Origin of the sequence: Asticcacaulis sp. AC402 (assembly GCF_000495835.1) — a bacterium.
In the GTDB taxonomy this organism is placed as follows: Bacteria; Pseudomonadota; Alphaproteobacteria; order Caulobacterales; family Caulobacteraceae; genus Asticcacaulis.
In genome coordinates this window covers 86,656-104,377 of record NZ_AWGC01000019.1, presented here as the reverse complement: position 1 = coordinate 104,377, position 17,722 = coordinate 86,656, and the positions used below count along the sequence as shown (strand labels likewise).

16 protein-coding genes are annotated in these 17,722 nt (G+C 60.2%); 6 read left to right on the top strand and 10 right to left on the bottom strand.

Going from position 1 to position 17,722, the window contains the following annotated elements; all coding sequences use genetic code 11:
- Positions 1–200 precede the first annotated feature (200 nt).
- The 6 genes from ABAC402_RS32450 to ABAC402_RS32425 all read left to right on the top strand — a co-directional run bounded on the left by ABAC402_RS32450 (position 201) and on the right by ABAC402_RS32425 (position 7,039).
- Positions 201–869 carry a TetR/AcrR family transcriptional regulator gene (locus tag ABAC402_RS32450; RefSeq protein ID WP_052025323.1) on the top strand — a complete coding sequence of 223 codons (669 nt, stop codon included), beginning with the start codon at positions 201–203 and terminating at the stop codon, positions 867–869.
- A gap of 105 nt (positions 870–974) precedes the next feature.
- The gene (locus ABAC402_RS32445; protein ID WP_023449982.1) at positions 975–1,283 is read left to right on the top strand and encodes a hypothetical protein; all 309 of its coding nucleotides are present in this window, start codon (positions 975–977) and stop codon (positions 1,281–1,283) included.
- 497 nt (positions 1,284–1,780) lie between these two features.
- Entirely contained in the window at positions 1,781–2,011 is a 231-nt protein-coding gene (locus ABAC402_RS40905; RefSeq protein ID WP_369751399.1) for an aspartate 1-decarboxylase, read from the top strand.
- 411 nt (positions 2,012–2,422) lie between these two features.
- Positions 2,423–4,240: a ribonucleoside-diphosphate reductase subunit alpha gene (locus tag ABAC402_RS32435; protein ID WP_023449980.1), complete on the top strand. Its 1,818-nt coding sequence runs from the start codon at positions 2,423–2,425 to the stop codon at positions 4,238–4,240.
- Between the two features lie 230 nt (positions 4,241–4,470).
- Positions 4,471–5,655: a Gfo/Idh/MocA family protein gene (locus tag ABAC402_RS32430; RefSeq protein ID WP_023449979.1), complete on the top strand. Its 1,185-nt coding sequence runs from the start codon at positions 4,471–4,473 to the stop codon at positions 5,653–5,655.
- Between the two features lie 19 nt (positions 5,656–5,674).
- Entirely contained in the window at positions 5,675–7,039 is a 1,365-nt protein-coding gene (locus ABAC402_RS32425; protein WP_023449978.1) for a Gfo/Idh/MocA family protein, read from the top strand.
- A gap of 375 nt (positions 7,040–7,414) precedes the next feature.
- Here ABAC402_RS32425 and ABAC402_RS32420 read toward each other — a convergent pair whose 3' ends face one another.
- The 10 genes from ABAC402_RS32420 to ABAC402_RS32375 all read right to left on the bottom strand — a co-directional run bounded on the left by ABAC402_RS32420 (position 7,415) and on the right by ABAC402_RS32375 (position 17,487).
- Complete coding sequence (locus tag ABAC402_RS32420; RefSeq protein ID WP_023449977.1) at positions 7,415–8,446, bottom strand: type II secretion system F family protein; 1,032 nt, start codon at positions 8,444–8,446, stop codon at positions 7,415–7,417.
- Between the two features lie 15 nt (positions 8,447–8,461).
- The gene (locus ABAC402_RS32415) at positions 8,462–9,472 is read right to left on the bottom strand and encodes a type II secretion system F family protein (protein WP_023449976.1); all 1,011 of its coding nucleotides are present in this window, start codon (positions 9,470–9,472) and stop codon (positions 8,462–8,464) included.
- An 8-nt stretch (positions 9,473–9,480) separates the two neighbouring features.
- Positions 9,481–11,004 (bottom strand): CpaF family protein, encoded by a 1,524-nt coding sequence (locus ABAC402_RS32410; RefSeq protein ID WP_031235690.1) that lies wholly within the window; start codon positions 11,002–11,004, stop codon positions 9,481–9,483.
- Positions 11,005–11,137: 133 nt separating this feature from the next.
- A complete protein-coding gene (locus ABAC402_RS32405) occupies positions 11,138–12,640 on the bottom strand; it encodes a pilus assembly protein CpaE (protein ID WP_023449974.1) in 1,503 nt (500 codons plus the stop codon).
- Between the two features lie 31 nt (positions 12,641–12,671).
- Positions 12,672–13,352 carry a CpaD family pilus assembly lipoprotein gene (locus ABAC402_RS32400; RefSeq protein ID WP_023449973.1) on the bottom strand — a complete coding sequence of 227 codons (681 nt, stop codon included), beginning with the start codon at positions 13,350–13,352 and terminating at the stop codon, positions 12,672–12,674.
- A 10-nt stretch (positions 13,353–13,362) separates the two neighbouring features.
- Positions 13,363–15,096, bottom strand: a complete 1,734-nt coding sequence (locus tag ABAC402_RS32395; RefSeq protein WP_023449972.1) for a type II and III secretion system protein family protein — start codon at positions 15,094–15,096, stop codon at positions 13,363–13,365.
- Entirely contained in the window at positions 15,093–16,031 is a 939-nt protein-coding gene (gene cpaB, locus ABAC402_RS32390) for a Flp pilus assembly protein CpaB (RefSeq protein ID WP_023449971.1), read from the bottom strand. Before cpaB ends, ABAC402_RS32395 begins: the two co-directional genes overlap by 4 nt.
- Before the next feature lie 223 nt (positions 16,032–16,254).
- A complete protein-coding gene (locus tag ABAC402_RS32385) occupies positions 16,255–16,773 on the bottom strand; it encodes a prepilin peptidase (protein ID WP_023449970.1) in 519 nt (172 codons plus the stop codon).
- Between the two features lie 248 nt (positions 16,774–17,021).
- Positions 17,022–17,195, bottom strand: coding sequence for a Flp family type IVb pilin (locus ABAC402_RS32380; RefSeq protein ID WP_023449969.1), 174 nt, complete (start codon positions 17,193–17,195; stop codon positions 17,022–17,024).
- A gap of 112 nt (positions 17,196–17,307) precedes the next feature.
- Positions 17,308–17,487, bottom strand: a complete 180-nt coding sequence (locus tag ABAC402_RS32375) for a Flp family type IVb pilin (protein ID WP_023449968.1) — start codon at positions 17,485–17,487, stop codon at positions 17,308–17,310.
- Positions 17,488–17,722: the final 235 nt, after the last annotated feature.

Below are 17,722 nucleotides of genomic sequence, written 5' to 3'. Positions count from 1 at the left end.
CCTTTGCCCGCTTCATGAGAGCTTGGCAAGGTGCCAGCGTTCAACGGCTAATGCATTTTGCTGCGCACAAAAAGTGGAAGCGGCTGAAACTTGCGAAGAATTCGCGTGTTGTGGCTTGCCTAACTGGCAAAATGCCTTATTTTTATGACACGGCAAGTGGCCGATATGACCGTCGGTGTAGTTGACGGTGAAAGAGTAGAATGAACGAGCGTGGTAAACCAGCGCAGGTGCGGGATAGTTCGGCGAAGGATCCTCCTGCGCGCGACACCCCAAAGTCGCGGCGGACGCGGGTTCAGATCCTCGATACTTCCATGCGGTTGTTTGCGGAACTTGGCTATTTCCGTGCCGGCAATGCTGCCATAGCCGAAGCCTGTGGCCTGACCCGCGGCGCCATGCTTTACCATTTCCCGACGCGTGAAGACCTGGTCGAAGCGGCCGCCTGGCACATCCAGGCTGCGCGTGAAGCCGCCTTTGAAGCCGAGGCCAAGAAGCTGAGGCCCGGCCAGGACGCGTTGGATGGCGCTATCGAAGCCTATTGGAGGCTGCTGAGTTCGATACCGTTTTCGGCGTTTCTGGCGCTGGAACGGGCAGGCCGTCAGGACGCCGAGGTCGCCAAGGCGATTCAACCGGCCCAGGAAGCCTTCGACAAGGCGGCGATGGGGCGGGCGACGCCCGGCTTCATAATGGCCGGCAACGATGCTCGTTTCCAGGCGTCGCGCGACCTGGCCCGGTTTGCGCTGGATGGCATGCATCGCGCGGCCCTGACCTATGAGAGCGAAGCGCGGATCGAAAACGTTCTGACTGTCATCAAGCGCGCCATTCACATGTTGAACCGCAAAGGCGACATCACAGATTTGTGGACGGAATAACCATACGGAAAAATTACAGCGGCCCGTGTAGACTGTGACTTCGCGCCGATACCATTTCGGCTTAGCTCAGTCCCCGTTTTTCGTTCCGAACGGAAGGAGTCCGTTATGCTGTCCCCAAAAGCCAAGGCTGCCGCCGACAAGATCAAGTCATTCGGTGAGTCGGATGTGAAATCCTTGTCCGAGGCGATCAGGCACGAGGTCGAGCACGTCTATGGCCAGATCGCAAGGAAGACAAGGGTTGCCGAAGAACGGATAAGGCAATTCACCAACCTCGCGAGCGAGGAGTTGCAGGCGGCGAGAAAGCGCGCTGTTAATGCGGTCGACGATCATCCGCTGTCTTCGACCGTCATGGCGTTGGCTGCCGGTGTGGCGTTGGGCTATCTATTAGCTCATCGTAGTGAACGCTCGTTCTGAGCCTGTCAATTCAGGTCCATGCGGCACGGGTTTGTCCCGGGTCTCTCTTTTGAACCACGGATGAACACAGATTCTCGGCCGATTCGAAAAGTTCCGCGCAGCGGCACCTTTCGGCTGGTTCGAATGCGGACGTTGATGTCGCCGAAGTCGAAGTAGGAAAACGGGAATCCCCGTTTATCCGTGTTTCAAACCTTCGCGTAGAAGGCCGCGGCGCGGAGGGTTCAAGCAGCATCAGAAAGTTTGCGCCTGTTCGCGTCGTTCGTGGCAAAATCCATTGCCAGCTAGCCGAGCCTTTGCATCTTCCCCATACAGCCGGATACCATCGACCAACCGCGAACGGCGCCCGTAAGCCCCACGAGTCATTGTATAGAGCGCAATCCTATAAAGTGTGTGGCACCCGCACGGGCGCTCCCGTTTTTGGATAAATTGCGCGACACAACAAAAACTTAGAGCGAGATGGCGATTCTACCTAAAGCCATCTCGCTCTAAGTTCCAGGATCCACTACGCCTATGTCGCCGACGCCAGCCTGGCCTATGTCGGTTACACCACGAATGACGAGACCCTGATGGATTCCGTCGGCCGGTGGGAAGGCGAGCGATCTATGGTCGTTTCCACCACCTCGGGTGCGCGACCCAAGACCTGCCTTATCAAAAAGGAACGTGATTCGGGAATCATTGCCCTAAACCGCATCGCCCCTATCTCATCGGTGCGGGTGAACAGGTCATGATTACGGGCTTTGAGCCGATGCATGTGCCGATTGTCCCCAGAGTCGTGCTGGTCGACGGCGACAATGGACTTGACCGCTACCGGTCGAAAACGGAAGACCAAATCGAGGTTTGATTCGTTCACAGAAATCGTGATTGGCGTTAATCTGTGTGAAGATCGTCCAAACCCTTGAGGCTCTTGAAAAAAGCGAAAAATTTACCCCTCATTAACGAAAAAGTTCGCCTGAACAGCATCTTGCCCGCTTGACGGATTCCCCAACTTGATCCCCATATATCGACACGAAAGGCACCCCAGCCACTAGATGTAGTTGTTAATGTGCTTTTAATGTAAGAATTTTTTGTCAAGGGTTAATGCGATTATGTCAGCGAGTGAAGCGGTTAAGCGTGAGGTTTCTGCGCCCTTTAAGCCGAACATGAATGTTCGGCCCAAGGTGCGTCCGGAGTTCAAGCTGCATAAGCATGTGGTTACCGACCCTTCGCGTGATGCCCTCCTGACTGATTTCGGCAAGACGACCCTGGACGACCGCTATTTGATGCCCGGTGAGTCCTATCAGGACATGTTTGCCCGTGTCGCCACCACCTATGCCGACGACAGCGATCACGCCCAACGCATCTACGACTATATCTCCAGGCTGTGGTTCATGCCGGCAACTCCTGTGCTGAGCAATGGTGGCGCCTCGCGCGGCCTGCCGATCTCCTGTTTCCTGAACGCCGTGCCGGACAGCCTGGAAGGCATTGTCGGAACCTGGAACGAGAATGTTGCTCTGGCCAGCAATGGCGGCGGCATCGGCACCTACTGGGGCCGCGTCCGTTCGATCGGTGAAAAGGTCAAGGGCGCCGGCCAGACCTCAGGCATCATCCCCTTCATCCGTGTGATGGACTCGCTGACCCTGGCGATTTCGCAGGGCTCCCTGCGCCGCGGTTCGGCGGCCGTCTATCTCGACGTCTTCCACCCGGAGATCGAAGAGTTCCTGGAAATCCGCAAGCCGTCGGGTGACTTCAACCGCAAGAGCCTGAACCTGCACCATGGTATCGGCATCACCGACGAATTCATGGAGGCTGTGCGCGATGGGACGCCGTTCGGCCTGCGTTCGCCGAAGAATGACGAGGTGGTGCGCTACATCGATGCCCGTAACCTGTGGCAGAAGATTCTGGAAATCCGCCTGCAAACTGGCGAGCCCTATCTGATCTTTAACGACACCATCAACCGCTCCATGCCGCAGCACCAGCGCGAACTGGGCCTTAAGGTGACCCAGTCGAACCTGTGCTCGGAAATCATGCTGCACACGGGCCCGGACCACCGCGGCCAGGACCGCACGGCGGTGTGCTGCCTGTCGTCGGTCAATGCTGAAACCTTTATGGAATGGCGCGACGCTCCGGGTTTTATCGAGGACGTCATGCGCTTCCTCGACAACGTGCTGGAGGACTTCATCCAGTGCGCGCCGGGCTCGATGGATTCGGCCGTCTATTCCGCCCTGTGCGAGCGTTCGGTCGGCTTAGGGTTGATGGGCTTTCACTCGTTCCTGCAGGCTCAGGGTGTGGCCTTCGAGTCGGCCATGGCCAAGTCGTGGAACATGCGTCTGTTCAAGCACCTGCGCCGTGAGGCCGACAAGGCGTCTATCAAGCTGGGTCAGGAGCGCGGGCCGTGCCGCGACGCTGAAGAGCGAGGTGTCATGGAGCGCTTCTCGCACAAGCTGGCCATTGCGCCGACCGCGTCGATCTCGATCATCTGCGGCGGTACCTCGGCCGGTATCGAGCCGATCCCGGCCAACATCTACACCCACAAGACCCTGTCGGGTTCGTTTGCAGTGAAGAACCCGTACCTCGAACGTCTGCTGGAGACCAAGGGCATCAATACGGCCGAAGTGTGGGACAACATCGTCCAGCACGAAGGTTCGGTGCAGCATCTGGACGAACTGAGCGAAGACGAAAAGTTCGTGTTCAAGACGGCGTTCGAAATCGACCAGCGCTGGGTGGTGGAACTGGCGGCCGATCGCACGCCGGAGATCTGCCAGTCGCAGTCGCTGAACATCTTCCTGCCCGGAGATGTCGACAAGTGGGACCTGCACATGCTGCACTGGACGGCGTGGGAACAGGGCCTGAAGTCGATGTATTATCTGCGCTCCAAATCGGTCCAGCGCGCCTCGCACGCTGGTAGCGAGACCAAGGAAGCCGTGGAAAAGATGTCGACGCCCAAGACGGATTATGAGGAATGTCTGGCGTGTCAGTAAGGGATTAAGGCGAGGGGCCTTGGGCCCCTCGACCCCGTGACTCTTCAGGGCTTGGCTTCTTGTAGCGAATAAAAAAGGGACCCGAGCGGTCCTTTTTTTATTCGCTACAGGATTCCAAAACTCTGAAGGTTATGGGGTCGAGGGGTCCGCGACCCCTTGCCTTACCCTCCTGATCAGGCCATCATGGCCTCAAAGGTAAGACCAATGACCCTGCCCCCCAGGAGGACCCCATGCAGCGTACCGGACGACGTGAGTTTCTGCTGGCGGCGGGTTTGACACCGGTGGCGATGATGGGCGCCGGCGTTCCCGAAGCCGCTCTGGCGGCCGGACAGGCGGCGATCGAAACCCTGCCGGTCCTCCCCGAGGAACAACCCAAACACAAGATCCGCTTCGGCGTCGTCGGCATGAGCCACGACCACATCTACGGCATGGCGGCGGCGGTAATGCGCGGCGGCGGTGAGTTGGTCTCGGCCTGGGGCTCCGAGCCCGACAAGCTGGCCAACTTCACGAAGCGCTTTCCCAATGTGCCGATCAAGGCCACCCAGGACGAGATCATCAACGATCCGTCGCTCCAGGTCATCCTGACCTCCCAGGTTCCTAACGAGCGCACGCAGATCGGTCTGCGCGCCATGCGGGCCGGCAAGGACGTGCTGGCGGACAAGCCGGGCATCATAACGCTCAAAGAGCTGGCTGAGGTCCGTAAGGCGATCAAATCGACCGGCAGGATGTACAAGATCCAGTATTCCGAGCGCCTGGACGTGCGCGCCGCAGTCCATGCCGGCGAACTGATCAGGCAGGGCGCCATCGGCACCGTGATCCAGACCATCAACCTGGCGCCGCACCAGATCTTCCAGAACGGTGGCGACGCCGGTGGTGGTGGCGGGCGCCCGGACTGGTTCTGGGACGATACACGTTTTGGCGGCATCCTGGCCGATATCGGATCGCACCAGGTGGATCAGTTTCTCTATTACACCGGCTCGACCAAGGCCGAGATCGTGACATCGCAGGTGGCCAACCTGAAGCACCCTGACCGCCCGAAGTTCCAGGATTTCGGCGACATGATGCTGCGCAGCGACAGAGGCTTTGGCTATATTCGCCTTGACTGGTTCACGCCGAAGGGTCTGGGCACCTGGGGCGACGGTCGGTTGTTTATCCTGGGGACCGACGGCTATATCGAGGCGCGCAAATACATCAATGTCGGCGTCGAAAAGAAGGGCAACCTGCTTATCGTCGTCAATCAGCAGGGCACACGGGTGATCGACTGCACCAACGGCCCGCTGCCATTCGGGCCGCAGTTCGTCGACGACGTCGTCAATCGCACCCACACGGCCCAGGACCAGGATCAGGCTCTGCTGGCCGCCGAACTGTCCATAAAAGCGCAAAAGAACGCCAAACGGATCAACGGCCTCGGCTAAAAACAAGGAGAGGAAACGTATGGTTAAGCTGACGAAACGCGGGTTCTTGAAGGCCGGGCTGGCGAGCGCCGTGGCTGCAGGCTTCCCCGCCATTGTCCCATCGTCCGTGTTCGGACAATATGCCCCGTCGAAGCGCATAAACGTCGCCGGCATCGGCACGGGCCGCATTTCGCGCGGCCACGATATGCCCGGCGTCATGCAATATGACCGCGCCCTGATCACCGCCGTGTGCGACGTCGACCCTCACCGCGCCGAAGAGGCCAAGGTCCTGGTCAACGAATTTTATGCCAAAAAGACCGGCAAACCCTATGACGGCGTGAAGGTCTATGCCGACTATCACGAGGTCCTGGCCAATAAGGACATCGATGCCATCATCATCTCGACGCCGGATCACTGGCACGCCATCCAGGCGATCCACGCGGTCCGTGCCGGCAAGGACGTCTACCTGCAAAAGCCGGCGTCGCTGACCATCGCCGAAGGCCGGGCGCTTAGCAATGCTGTCCTGGCTTCGGGCCGCATCCTGCAGATCGGCAGCCAGCAGCGCACCAACATGCCGCAGTTCCGTACCGCCGCCGAACTGGTCCGCAATGGCCGCATTGGCGACATCCAGCGGGTCGAGGTCGGGCTGCCGGGCGATCCTGCCGGCGGTAATCCGACGCCCATGCCCGTTCCGGACGGTTTCAACTATGACGCCTGGCTGGGCTCGACGCCCTATGTGCCCTACACGCTGGACCGCGTCCATCCGCGCGTGGGTTACGATCGGCCAGGCTGGTTGCGCCTGCGTCAGTTCGGCGCCGGCATGATCACCGGCTGGGGTTCGCACCATATCGACAGCGCCCACTGGGGCATGGATACCGAACATACCGGCCCCATCGAAGTGTGGTGTGACCATGTCGAATACCCGAGCGCCGGCCTGTGGGACGTCCATGGCAAATTCCGCACCGAAGCCCTCTATGCCAATGGCATGCGCATGAGTGTGTCGGGTGATTATCCCAACGGCATCAAATATATCGGCACCAAGGGCTGGTTGTTCGTGTCGCGCGGTGATTCGGCGGCGACGGCCAGCGATCCGAAATCGGCGCCGTCACCTAAGCTGGCGGCGTCCGATCCGAAGATCCTGACCTCGGTGATCGGCCCGAACGAGATCCATCTGTACAAGGCCGATGAACAACACGGCAACTGGCTGGACTGTATCGTCAGCCGCGACGCGCCGATCTCGCCGGCCGAGCTGGGTCACCGGGGCTGTTCGACCTGTCTGGTGCATGACATCGCCATGGTTCTGAAGCGCAAGGTCCTTTGGGATCCGGTGCTGGAGCGCTTCAGGAACGATGACGAAGCCAATGCCATGCTGTCGCGCCCGATGCGCGCCCCCTATACAATCTGAGGCCGGAAAGGTGATATTTAAGGCGAGGGGTCGCCCGCCGCATGGCTCCGGGCGTTCGGCGCGGAAATCGACCCACTGGGTCGATTTCATAAGGTTTGCCGGCCATGCGGCAAACCTTCGCTTCTCGCCCCCTGGACCTCATAGCCCTTCAGGGTTGGACTTCCTTTTTAGAGCGGGATGAGCTTTGATGGAATCAAAATCCCGCTCTAAGTTTTTGTTTTATCGCGCAATTTTTCCGAAAAGTGGTGTCCACGTTATCGGATTGCGCTTTAGCCAAAATAAAAGGGGCTCCGAAGTGGGCCCCTTTTATTTTGGTTATTAAGAAATTTCAAACTCGAACGAGTTTCGGGTTCCAGGGGCCCGAGGCCCCTGGCCTTAGATGTCTCCCTTGCCAGCTTCCTTTTGCGCCGCTTCCTCGCCGCCCTTGGCATTGGCCGACTGCAGGTCGATGACCTTCAGCGCCGCCGGACCCAGGATGACCACAAACAGCACCGGCAGGAAGAAGACAATCATCGGCACGGTCAGCTGGGCCGGCAAGGCCGCGGCCTTCTTTTCTGCCGCCGATAGACGCATTTCGCGGTTTTCCTTGGCCATGACGCGTAGAGCCGTACCCAGTGGCGTACCGTATTTTTCTGCCTGGATCATGGCCGTACAGACTGATTTGATGCCCGGGTGGGCGGTCCGTTTGGAAAATCCTTCATAGGCCTGTCGCCTTTCCGGCAGGTAGGACAGCTCCGCCACCAACAGGGACATTTCCTCGGCGAGCGCGATCGAGGTCCCGCCGATTTCCTGCGACACCTTGCTGAGCGCGGTCTCGATCGACATACCGGCCTCGACGCAGATCAGCAGCAGGTCCAGCGCATCCGGGAAGGCGGCGACGATCGACTGACGGCGTTTGGACGCATGGTTCGATATATAGATGTTCGGTGCGTAATAGCCGACCACGAAGGCGGTGACGCAGATCAAGATCTTGATGTTCAGTTTCTGGTCGAAGTCATTGACCAGGAAGATGTAGAAGGTCGCCAGCGCCCCCAGAACGAAAGGCATCAGGAAACGGAAGAAGTAGAAGGTCGAAATCGGCTTAGGGCCGCGATAGCCGGCCATGGCCAGATTTTCGGCCACCTTGGGGTCTTCCAGCAGCTTGCGCAGGTTAAACTTGTCGACGAAGCCGCGCGCCATGCCGTCATCCTTGTGGCGCAAGCCCCCGGACTGCTCTTTGACGATAGCCTGGCGCGACTGGCGGCGCAGTTCTTCGCGGCGTTGAGCCACAGCCTTCAGCCGCTTGTCAAGCTGCTCGCCCGACGTCATGCTCTTGCCGAGGGTGATAATGGTAAAGAAGACCATCACCGCCACAGCAATGGCGACAAGGTTCGACGGGTTCATGATCATGGAAGCAAACTCGGTCATCGATAGGCCTCCCCGTCAGAACTTGAAATTGATCATTTTGCGCATCATGAAGATGCCCAGCCCCATCCACACCGCGCCGCCCAGCAGCATGATCTGCCCGCGCGGATCGGTGAACATCCCGCCGATATACTCGGGCCGTGTCAGCGAGATCATGGCGCCGACTCCCGGCGGCAGGATTCCGATGATCGACGCCGAGGCAATGGCTTCCGACGACAGAGCCTTGATTTTTTCACGCATCATTTTGCGGGCGCGCAGAACGGTCGAAAGGTTGTTCAGCGCTTCGGCGAGGTTGCCGCCGGTCTTGGCCTGGATGGCGATGACGATGGTGAAAAAGCGCAGTTCCGGTGACGGGACACGTTCGAACATCTTCTCCAGAGCGCCTTCGACCGACATGCCGACCCCGACGTTTTCGACCAGACGCAGGAATTCTGGTCCTAATGGCACCGGACATTCCTTGGCGATAATCTTCAGGCCGTCGTGCACCGGCAGGCCCGACTTGATGCCACGCACCAGGATATCCATGGCGTTGGGGAACTCTTCGGTGAATTTCTTGAGCCGCCCGGCGGCCATCACGCCCAGAACCCACCTGGGCGCACCATAAGAAAAGGCAAATCCCGCTCCGACCGCGACCAGAATGCGCAACAGAAAGTCCATTTTGCCGAGCAGGACCAGTGGCACAACGAAGGCAATCGCGCCCAGCACGGCCGTCATGATCCAGAACTGAGTGACGTTGGGCGTGAGGCCGGCATGCAGCATCCGCGACCGAAGTGTCAGGCGCGCCTTGCGTTCCCGCTTTTCGGCTTCCTTGAGCTGTTCGGTGATCTGCTTGCGGCGCTCTTCCGGCGTCTTGGCGGCCGACTTGCCGCCGCGCTTGCCGCGCGAATTGGTCCCCAGTCCGATGGTCTGGGTGCGTTTGGTCAGGGCCGCGCTGCCGCCACTGCTGCCGCTGCCGCCGCCGATAAAGGCAAAGCCGACGCTCGCGATAACCACGAAGCCGAGAAAGGCGATGAGGAGCGTCATCAACATGGGTTCACCTATTCCGAAGCGTCCAGCGCTTCAGCGAGCTCACGCTCGAGTCCGTAGTACTTCGCACGGTCCCAGAACCGCGGCCGGCCGATGCCGGTGGATCGGTGGCGGCCGATGATCTTGCCCTGCTTGTCCTCGCCCTCGATCTCATAAAGGAACAGATCCTGGGTGACGATAACATCGCCTTCCAGGCCCAGCACCTCCGTGACGTGGGTGATGCGGCGCGAACCGTCGCGCAGGCGGGCAGCCTGGATGATCAGGTCGATCGAGCCGACGATCATTTCGCGAATGGTCCGCGATGGCAAACCGTAGCCGCCCATGGTGATCATCGATTCGAGGCGCGAAACAGCTTCTCGCGGGCTGTTGGCGTGCAGCGTTCCCATGGAACCGTCGTGACCGGTGTTCATCGCCTGCAGCAGGTCGAAGGCTTCCGGACCGCGGACTTCGCCGACGATGATGCGCTCGGGACGCATCCGCAGACAGTTCTTGACCAGGTCGCGCATGGAGATCGTGCCCTGGCCTTCCAGGTTAGGCGGTCGGGTCTCCAGCCGCACCACGTGCGGCTGTTGCAGTTGCAGTTCGGCGGCGTCTTCGCAGGTCACGACGCGTTCGGTCGGATCGATGAACGCCGTCATGGTGTTCAGCAAGGTTGTCTTTCCGGAACCCGTGCCGCCGGATATCAGGACATTACAGCGCGAGGCGCCGATGACGCCCAGAACGCGCGCGCCTTCCGGGCTGATGGAGCCGAACTCCACCAGGTTGCGCATGGTCAGCTTGTCTTTTTTAAACTTCCGGATGGTCAAGGTGGGACCGTCCAGAGCCAGAGGCGGCGCGATGACGTTGACGCGGGAACCGTCAGGGAGACGCGCGTCGCAGATCGGGGAACTTTCGTCGACGCGCCGGCCGACCTGGGAAACGATGCGCTGACAGATGTTCATCAGCTGCTGATTGTCTCGGAAACGGACATTGGTCAGTTGGACCTTGCCGCCGACTTCGATGAAGACGCGCTGGGCGCCATTGACCATGATGTCGGCGATATCGTCGCGCGCCAGGAGGGGCTCGAGCGGACCGTAGCCAAGAACATCATTGATGATGTCCTGAACCAGGTTGTCCTGCTCCGCCACCGACATGGAGACATTCTTGATCGCCACCAGCTCGGCGACGATGTCACGGATTTCTTCTGACGCCGCCTTGTGGTCGAGCTGGGCCAGCTGGCTGAGGTCGATGGTGTTGAGCAGGGCATTGAAGATCGCTGTCTTGGTGGCGTGATAATAGTCCGATTGTTCGCGGACGATCTCGGTGACCGCCTGGGCCTTGTGCATCTGGTCGAGACCGGCAGCCAGCTTGGATTTGGCAGCGGGCGTGTTCTTGTCGACGCGCTTTTCCTGACTCAACTCGGGCAGCGGCATGCCGCCGCCGGCCGGCGGATCCTTGCGCGGACGGGCATCGGCTTGCTGGGGCCGGGTGGCGATGTCTGAGCTGGCGGCGGCCGGCGGCGGTGCGCCGTTGACCTTACCCAAGGCATGACTCAGGGCTTGAGGACGTGCTTCGCCGGGGGCAGCGGCAGCGGGCGGTGCCTTCTGGGCACCACCGAAGCCTGCCCGGCTGGCGCCTGCGGGGGCTGTCCCCCCTTCGCTCGGACGTTTACCAAACACGTGAGTATGCTCACTTCTTGAAGAGGTTACCGAGGAAGGAAGAAGAGGCGGCCTTCTTGGCCTTGGCGGGTTCCGGGGCGCGGCCCGTGATCGAAGCGGTCAGGTGACCCAAGGCTTCGGCAGCTTTCGATGCCGGACCGACCTCGACGATCATCTGACCGTTATTGGCGGCGCTGCCGAACAGCTTGGCGTCGAACGGGATCAGGGCGCAAGGTTCAATCCCCAGGGCAGCCGTGAAGTCCTTGACAGGTATCTCGGGCCGACCGGGGGTTTCCATCTGGTTCAGTACCAGGCGTGGCGGCGCGTCGTTGGGTCGGCTGTGTTTCAGCAGATCAATGATATTCTTGGCGTTGCGCAAGGAGGCCAGATCGGGGGTGGCCACAATGACGACATCATCGGCGGCGATCAGATTGCCTCGCAACCATGGCGTCCACACGTGCGGCAGGTCCATAACGATGAACGGTGCTGCCGAACGAATCTTACGCGTCACCTCTTCATAGGCCTCTGCATCGGCCGTATAGTCCTGGTCGAGCGCGGCCGGCGACGAGAACAGCGACAGGCGTTCCGTACATTTGGTCAGCATGCGGTCCAGCAGGACAGAGTCGAGGCGGTCGGGCTCATTCAGTGCGTCGGCCAGGCCGTGCGGGGGATCCTGGTTGAAATCGAGGCCAGCCGTGCCAAAAGGCAGGTCGTAGTCGACAATGACCGTATTGGCCGACATCGATTCCGACAGGTTGAAGGCAAAGTTGTGAGCGATCGACGATGAGCCTGCGCCACCGCGAGCGCCAACGAAAGCGATAGTGCGGCCGACAAAGGGTGTTTCCGGGTCGTTGAACAGGCCGGCAATGGTCTTCATCAGTGACAGGGGCTGGACGGGCGAGACGACATATTCCGACACGCCCTGACGGATGAGTTCCCGGTACAGCGAGATATCGTTGTGGGCGCCGACGACCACGACCTTCGTGCTGCTGTCGCAGACCTCGGCCAGTTGGCCCAGCTGGTCCAAAAGGTCGCGGCCGCGAGCGGCGCTTTCGACGATGACCAGCGACGGTGTTGGCTCGTGGCGGTAGGTGTCGATGGCCTCGAAGATGCCGCCGCGCTTGACCGTGCACTGGGCGCGGCTCATGCGGCGATCCAGAGCAGCTGTGTCGCAGGCTTGCAGCGAGGCTTCTGAGTCCGGGAAGAAATGGATGTTGATGCGCGGGATCGAGATGGCGCCGATATCGTCATCGCCCAGACCGCCGCCTTGCAGCTGTTGCGGGTCGCGCCTGCCGGGCTCGCGCTTGGCCAGGGACGGGGGCTGAGCGAGGGCCTGTTGCCGGACCGGGCCGCGCTCCTGAGGCGAATAGTCGTCGCCAAACGGATCCGCTTCCGGTGCGTCATAGGATAGGGGCTCGTCCAGCTGGAATTCGTCCGCCGCGTCCAGCTTGGCGCGGAAGTCAACGAACTCGTCATCGAGATCGTCGAGATTATCGAACGGATCGGAATGGCCGGAAAGTTTCGCCTGGGGCATGGTGTCTCTCTAATCCGATATACAAGCCAAGTTACTTAATCGCCTGCGCAATGGCGCCGTTGCTCTGATCATCCTTGGCTGCCGAGGTCACTTCACCCTTGCGGTACTTGTCCAGGATTGCCGACTTGCGTGCAGCATCACCGGGCGTAGCTGTCGCCGGATTGGCCAGGTCGCGCGGATCGGCGACCTGAGCAGCCAGGTTGGCGGTCACGGCGCAACCGAAGTTTGCGAAGGGCGAATTCTTGCGCGTCGCCGCCAGGTTTTCCCAGTGCTGACCGCAGGCCGGGACATTGGCGCGGTAGCGGATCAGGTTGACGGTTACGATTTCGACGGGCTGGCTCTGGACACTGTACTGGCTGACGGTATCGCTGGAAACGTCACGCCCCATCAGGTAGCCGGAGATAGCTTTGCCGGCGGCCATAGAGGCTGGGTCCGGACTGGTGATGATCTGAACGTCGACCGGCTGGTTTGCTGTCCAGGCAGCCTCGGAAGCGACCTGGTCGAGCGCGCGTGCCTGGTTGGCCGAAATGCCGGTCGGATTAACCCGCAGATGAATGGGCTCGATCCTTGAGTCTGCGGTCAGGGCGAATTGACTGGTCGGTGTCAGGGGCGCAGGCGGTGCTATGCTGGCCTGTTTTCCAGTGGCGCAGGCGGTCAGGCCGGCGGTTGCCAGCAGGATGGCCAGGGCGGGGGATGCGAAGCGCAGGGTCATGGTCGCTTTCCTATTCAATCACATAGCCGATCGGTGCCACATAGGGACCGGTCGGACCGCCATTGGCACGGCTGCCCGAAGCCCCGTCACCGTCAACAACCTTATTCAGACGGCCCATGAAGACAGACGTCATGTCGTCGGCCACCTGAAGGTTGTCGGCGGGGGTTTGCAACTCGTCAGGATGGGTCGGATCGACGATATACGGAGTAACGATGACAACCAGCTCGGTGTCTTCATTCAGGAAGTCTCGCGACCGGAACAGGCTGCCAAGGATAGGCAGTGACGTCATGCCCGGCAGGCTGTCGATCGATTGTTTGTACTTGGATTGCAAAAGGCCGGCGATCATCAGCGATCCGCCAGACTGCATCTCGACCGTGGTTTCGGCACGACGGACAGACAGGCCGGGAATGGTCAGGTTGCTGCCGCTGGCCGTGAAGGCGCCGATATTGGTTATTTCGGACACTTCCGTTGAAATCTTGATCGATATCCGGCCTTCGGTCATGACGACCGGGGTAAAGCCCAGCCCGACACCGAACGGCTTGAATTCGACGGTGATGCGACCTTGGTCGTCTTCGGCCACCGGGACGGGGAATTCGCCGCCGGCCAGGAATTTGGCGGATTCGCCGGAGACGGCGGTCAGGTTGGGTTCGGCCAGTGTGCGGATCAAACCGACGCGTTCAAAGGCCTGAAGGCAGGTGGCGTTGGAGCTGCCCGTCACGGTCTTCCAGGTGGTGGTGGCCGCCGCGGCCAGCGTGCCGGTGAGCGTATTGGTGTTGCCGTCCGTCGCGGTGTCGTTGGCAGTCAAGGTTTCGCGCGGCGATCCATCCGCATTATAGGACTGAATATCGTTGAGGACCCGTCCGTCGGTATTGGTAAAGCCGTTTACGATTTGCGTGGTATCGTCGCTGCTGGTGCCGTTCGAATTATCAGTAGTTCTCACGCTGTTCTGACCGTAGCACAGACCGCGGCCGCCGTAAAAGTTACCGTTCGAGCCGTAGGAATTGGCACGGCCGTAGGAATAGGACTGCGTGCCGTTGTTGTAGACAACATCAGAGGACAGTCCCAGTTGCTTGATGGCCGAGCGCTGGACCTCGATGACGCGGACCTTCAGGGTCACCTGGTCTTTGCCCGCGATCGACATCAGGTTGATGACGTCTTCGGGTTTGGCGACGTAACTGGCAGACAGGCGGACAATCTGGTCCGCCTGGGCAATGTTTTGGGCCATGCCCGAGAGCACAACGCGGCCATTCAACGACTGCACTTCGACCTTGCTGTTCGGGAACAGGCGGTGGACACTGTCGGCGAGCTCGTCTGTGGCGGCTTCGACGCGAATAGACAGGTTTAGGATCTGGCGACCGCCGGCGTCGAAGAAGATGGCGTCGCTCTGGCCACCCTCGACCCCCAGAACGAAGATGCGCCGTGGCGTGCGCAGCACGGCGTCGGCGACAGCGGGGTTGGAGACGAAGACGTCGGCAGCATCGGCTGGCAGATCGATCACGGCAGACCGGCCCTTGGGCAGGCGAAGGACCTGGACCTGGGCTGTGCTGGTCTGGGTGCGGGCAGCCGTGCCGCCTCCGGTGACCGGCGCGACGACGCATCGCGGGCTGCAGACAGAGTTATACGGCTTGGGCTCGCCGGTCGCATGGGCTGAGCCCGCCAGGACGGTCATCAGTCCGGTCAGGGCGGTGGCGGACAGCAAGGCGAATCGCGAGGGCTTGCCGTAGGACTTCATGAAAGGGCTCATCGGGATACCGTTACCTCTGTGGCCTGGCCGTTACGATAGACACGCACTGGCTGATCTCCTTCGGCGCCGCCGGTCGGCACCATGGTCACTGCGCCGGAAGGACCCTGCGCGTCGGCGTAGGAACGCAGCATCAGCGACAGGGTGCCGGAAGCTTTGGCCAGCGTCACGACCTGGCCGTCAGTAGGTGACACCTCAAGGGTCGCTGTGGCGCCAATGACGCTTTGCTTGTCTTTGTCAGTTGAGACCGCCTGGTCGATGGCCAGAACGCGAATGTTGCGCAGAACCGGCTGAACGGTGTCGACGGTGCCGCGGCCTGAGGCCGACGGTGTTTGGTGGGTGACCAGAATGTCAACGCGGTCACCTGGCAGGATGAAGCCGCCGGCGGTGTTGTCAACGCTGACGGGTACGGCCAGGGCTCGCATGCCAGGCTGCAGCATGACGGCCATGAAGCCGCCTTCGTCGGCGCGGACGATCTTGGCGTCGATGATCGGTTCGTTTGCCAGGATGTCTTCGCGGGCAACGCCGCCGACATAGGCTTCCTTGGTGGGCGAGGGGGCGATCTTGTCGGCGACGGCCTGGGTCACGTCTGCAACTTTTTCCTCGACCTCACCCTTGGCCTTTTCTCCGTCCTTGGCCGGGGCGGCGCCTTCCGTGCCCGGGGCGCCGGCCGGCATGCCGCCGTCGACGATATAGGCCGGGTTCAAGGAGGTGACGGGCCATTCCTGCCACGTCAGGTCGCCTTCACTAAGGCGAGTACCGGCCTTAAGCTCGCGGGTGGCGATCAGGACGCGGGCGGTCGCAACGGCGGGCGCCTTCTCTACTGTGGCCTTGGCTTCCTGGGCGCCGTTACCGGCGATCATACCGCGGACCAGAAAGGCCAGCAGTATGGCGGCAACGGCCGCGACTCCCATTACGACGTAGCGTGACGCCTTCATGACCGAAATCTTCCCTCGTTGTGACCGGCGCGCCATTCGCTCTGTCGTGAGCGCAGCCAGGTCGGCGTGGATATAACTCCGGAAAACTTTGGCTTAAGGTTAGTTAACGTTCACCTAAAGAAACCCGGACGTGGGTCGTTTTCGGTCACTTGACGACATTTTTTCTCGAAACGCGCCGAAAACGGACCACGGACGACGATGAAACTGCCGGCAAGGGCAGCTGTCAAAAATTTAGCAAAGGTGTGAGATGAGCCCACAGGTCGCTGTGCGGAATGGCCAGAAGGCCGCCTGCGCAGATGGCGATCCCATAGGGAATGCCGGTCTTGGGTTCGAGATGCTGGCCCAGCCATTTCGGCAGCTTCGGCGCCCAACCCCAGAAAAGCCTGCGCGCTGTGATGATCGCCAGAGTCAGCGCCCCGCCAGAGATGGCGGTGTAGAAAAGGAGTGCGATAAAACCGTCAAACCCAAGCCACAGTGCCGTTGCCGCGATCAGTTTGGCGTCGCCCCCACCCATGAAGCGCAGGGCGAACAGCGTCATGCCCAGAACCAGCGCTGCAGCCGCGACCGCGACATGGATGCCGATTTCGCCGACCGAAAGGCCAAGCAACACTGCGGCGGGAAAGAAAAGGGCAGCGAGGACCAGGTTCAACCGGTTCGAGATGGTCATGGCGACCAGATCGCTGACGGCGGCCCACAGCAGATATGCCGGATAGGTGAGGGCGAAAATTAGCGGGATGGACACGGCTGAAGGCCTCGATGGCGACAGGGACAGGCTATATCGCAGCGTAAACGGCCGGTCTTAAAATCTGCTTACGCCGTCGTGGGATTATGCCAGCCCGCGAAATTCTTGATACACTTCGGGTTGGCAAGCGCGCCAGCGTACGTTTCTGGGGCGCCCGAGCTTATGCGAGGAGCCATTCGGGGCGCCTGGTCCGGCGCTTGAGCTGGAAAAATGCGGGTACCAAGAGTCATTCTTCATGAGGCTTGGAATTAGCCACCATTTGTTGCAGCTTCCGTGGAGTCGCGGATCTTTTCGTACATGTCGGTGAAGGATTGGCCGTAGGCCGTAATGGCGCCGACCACGCCGAGGAACAGAAGGCTTGCCAACAGCCCGTATTCGATGGCTGTGGCCCCCCGCTCATCAAGTATAAATCGGTGCAACATGGCGACTAACGTCTTTCAGAAACGTTTTGCGGATAGAAAAAGGGCCGCAGATAACTGCTTATCTGCGGCCCCGGTTCCCGGTTTTGGACCGGTACGCTGTACGTGTCGGCGATTAGCCGGCGTTGGCGGTATCCAGTTCGTCGGAGACCTTCGTGAAGGTGTCGGTCAGCGACGTGGACAGGGTGCCGAGGATCGAGATCAGAGCGACGGCGATCAGAGCGGCGATAAGGCCGTACTCGATTGCAGTGGCGCCCGATTCGTCCTTGGCAAAGCGATTGAAGAACTTGGTCATGGTATTTCTCCTGGTAAGATCAAAGTAAAGCAGTTGAGACATTCATCGTATCGGGGGGACCGGCTAGAACGGCTCAATTGCTCCCGAACACGAGATCAAACTAACGAACTTGGGTTAAAGTGAAGTAAATAATCGAGTAAAGGCTGAAATTTTCTATAGTTAATTTTGCTTTACTGTTAAAATAGATTAACCTTAACTACAATTAACCTCGGAAATCGTTGAATCAAAACCAAAT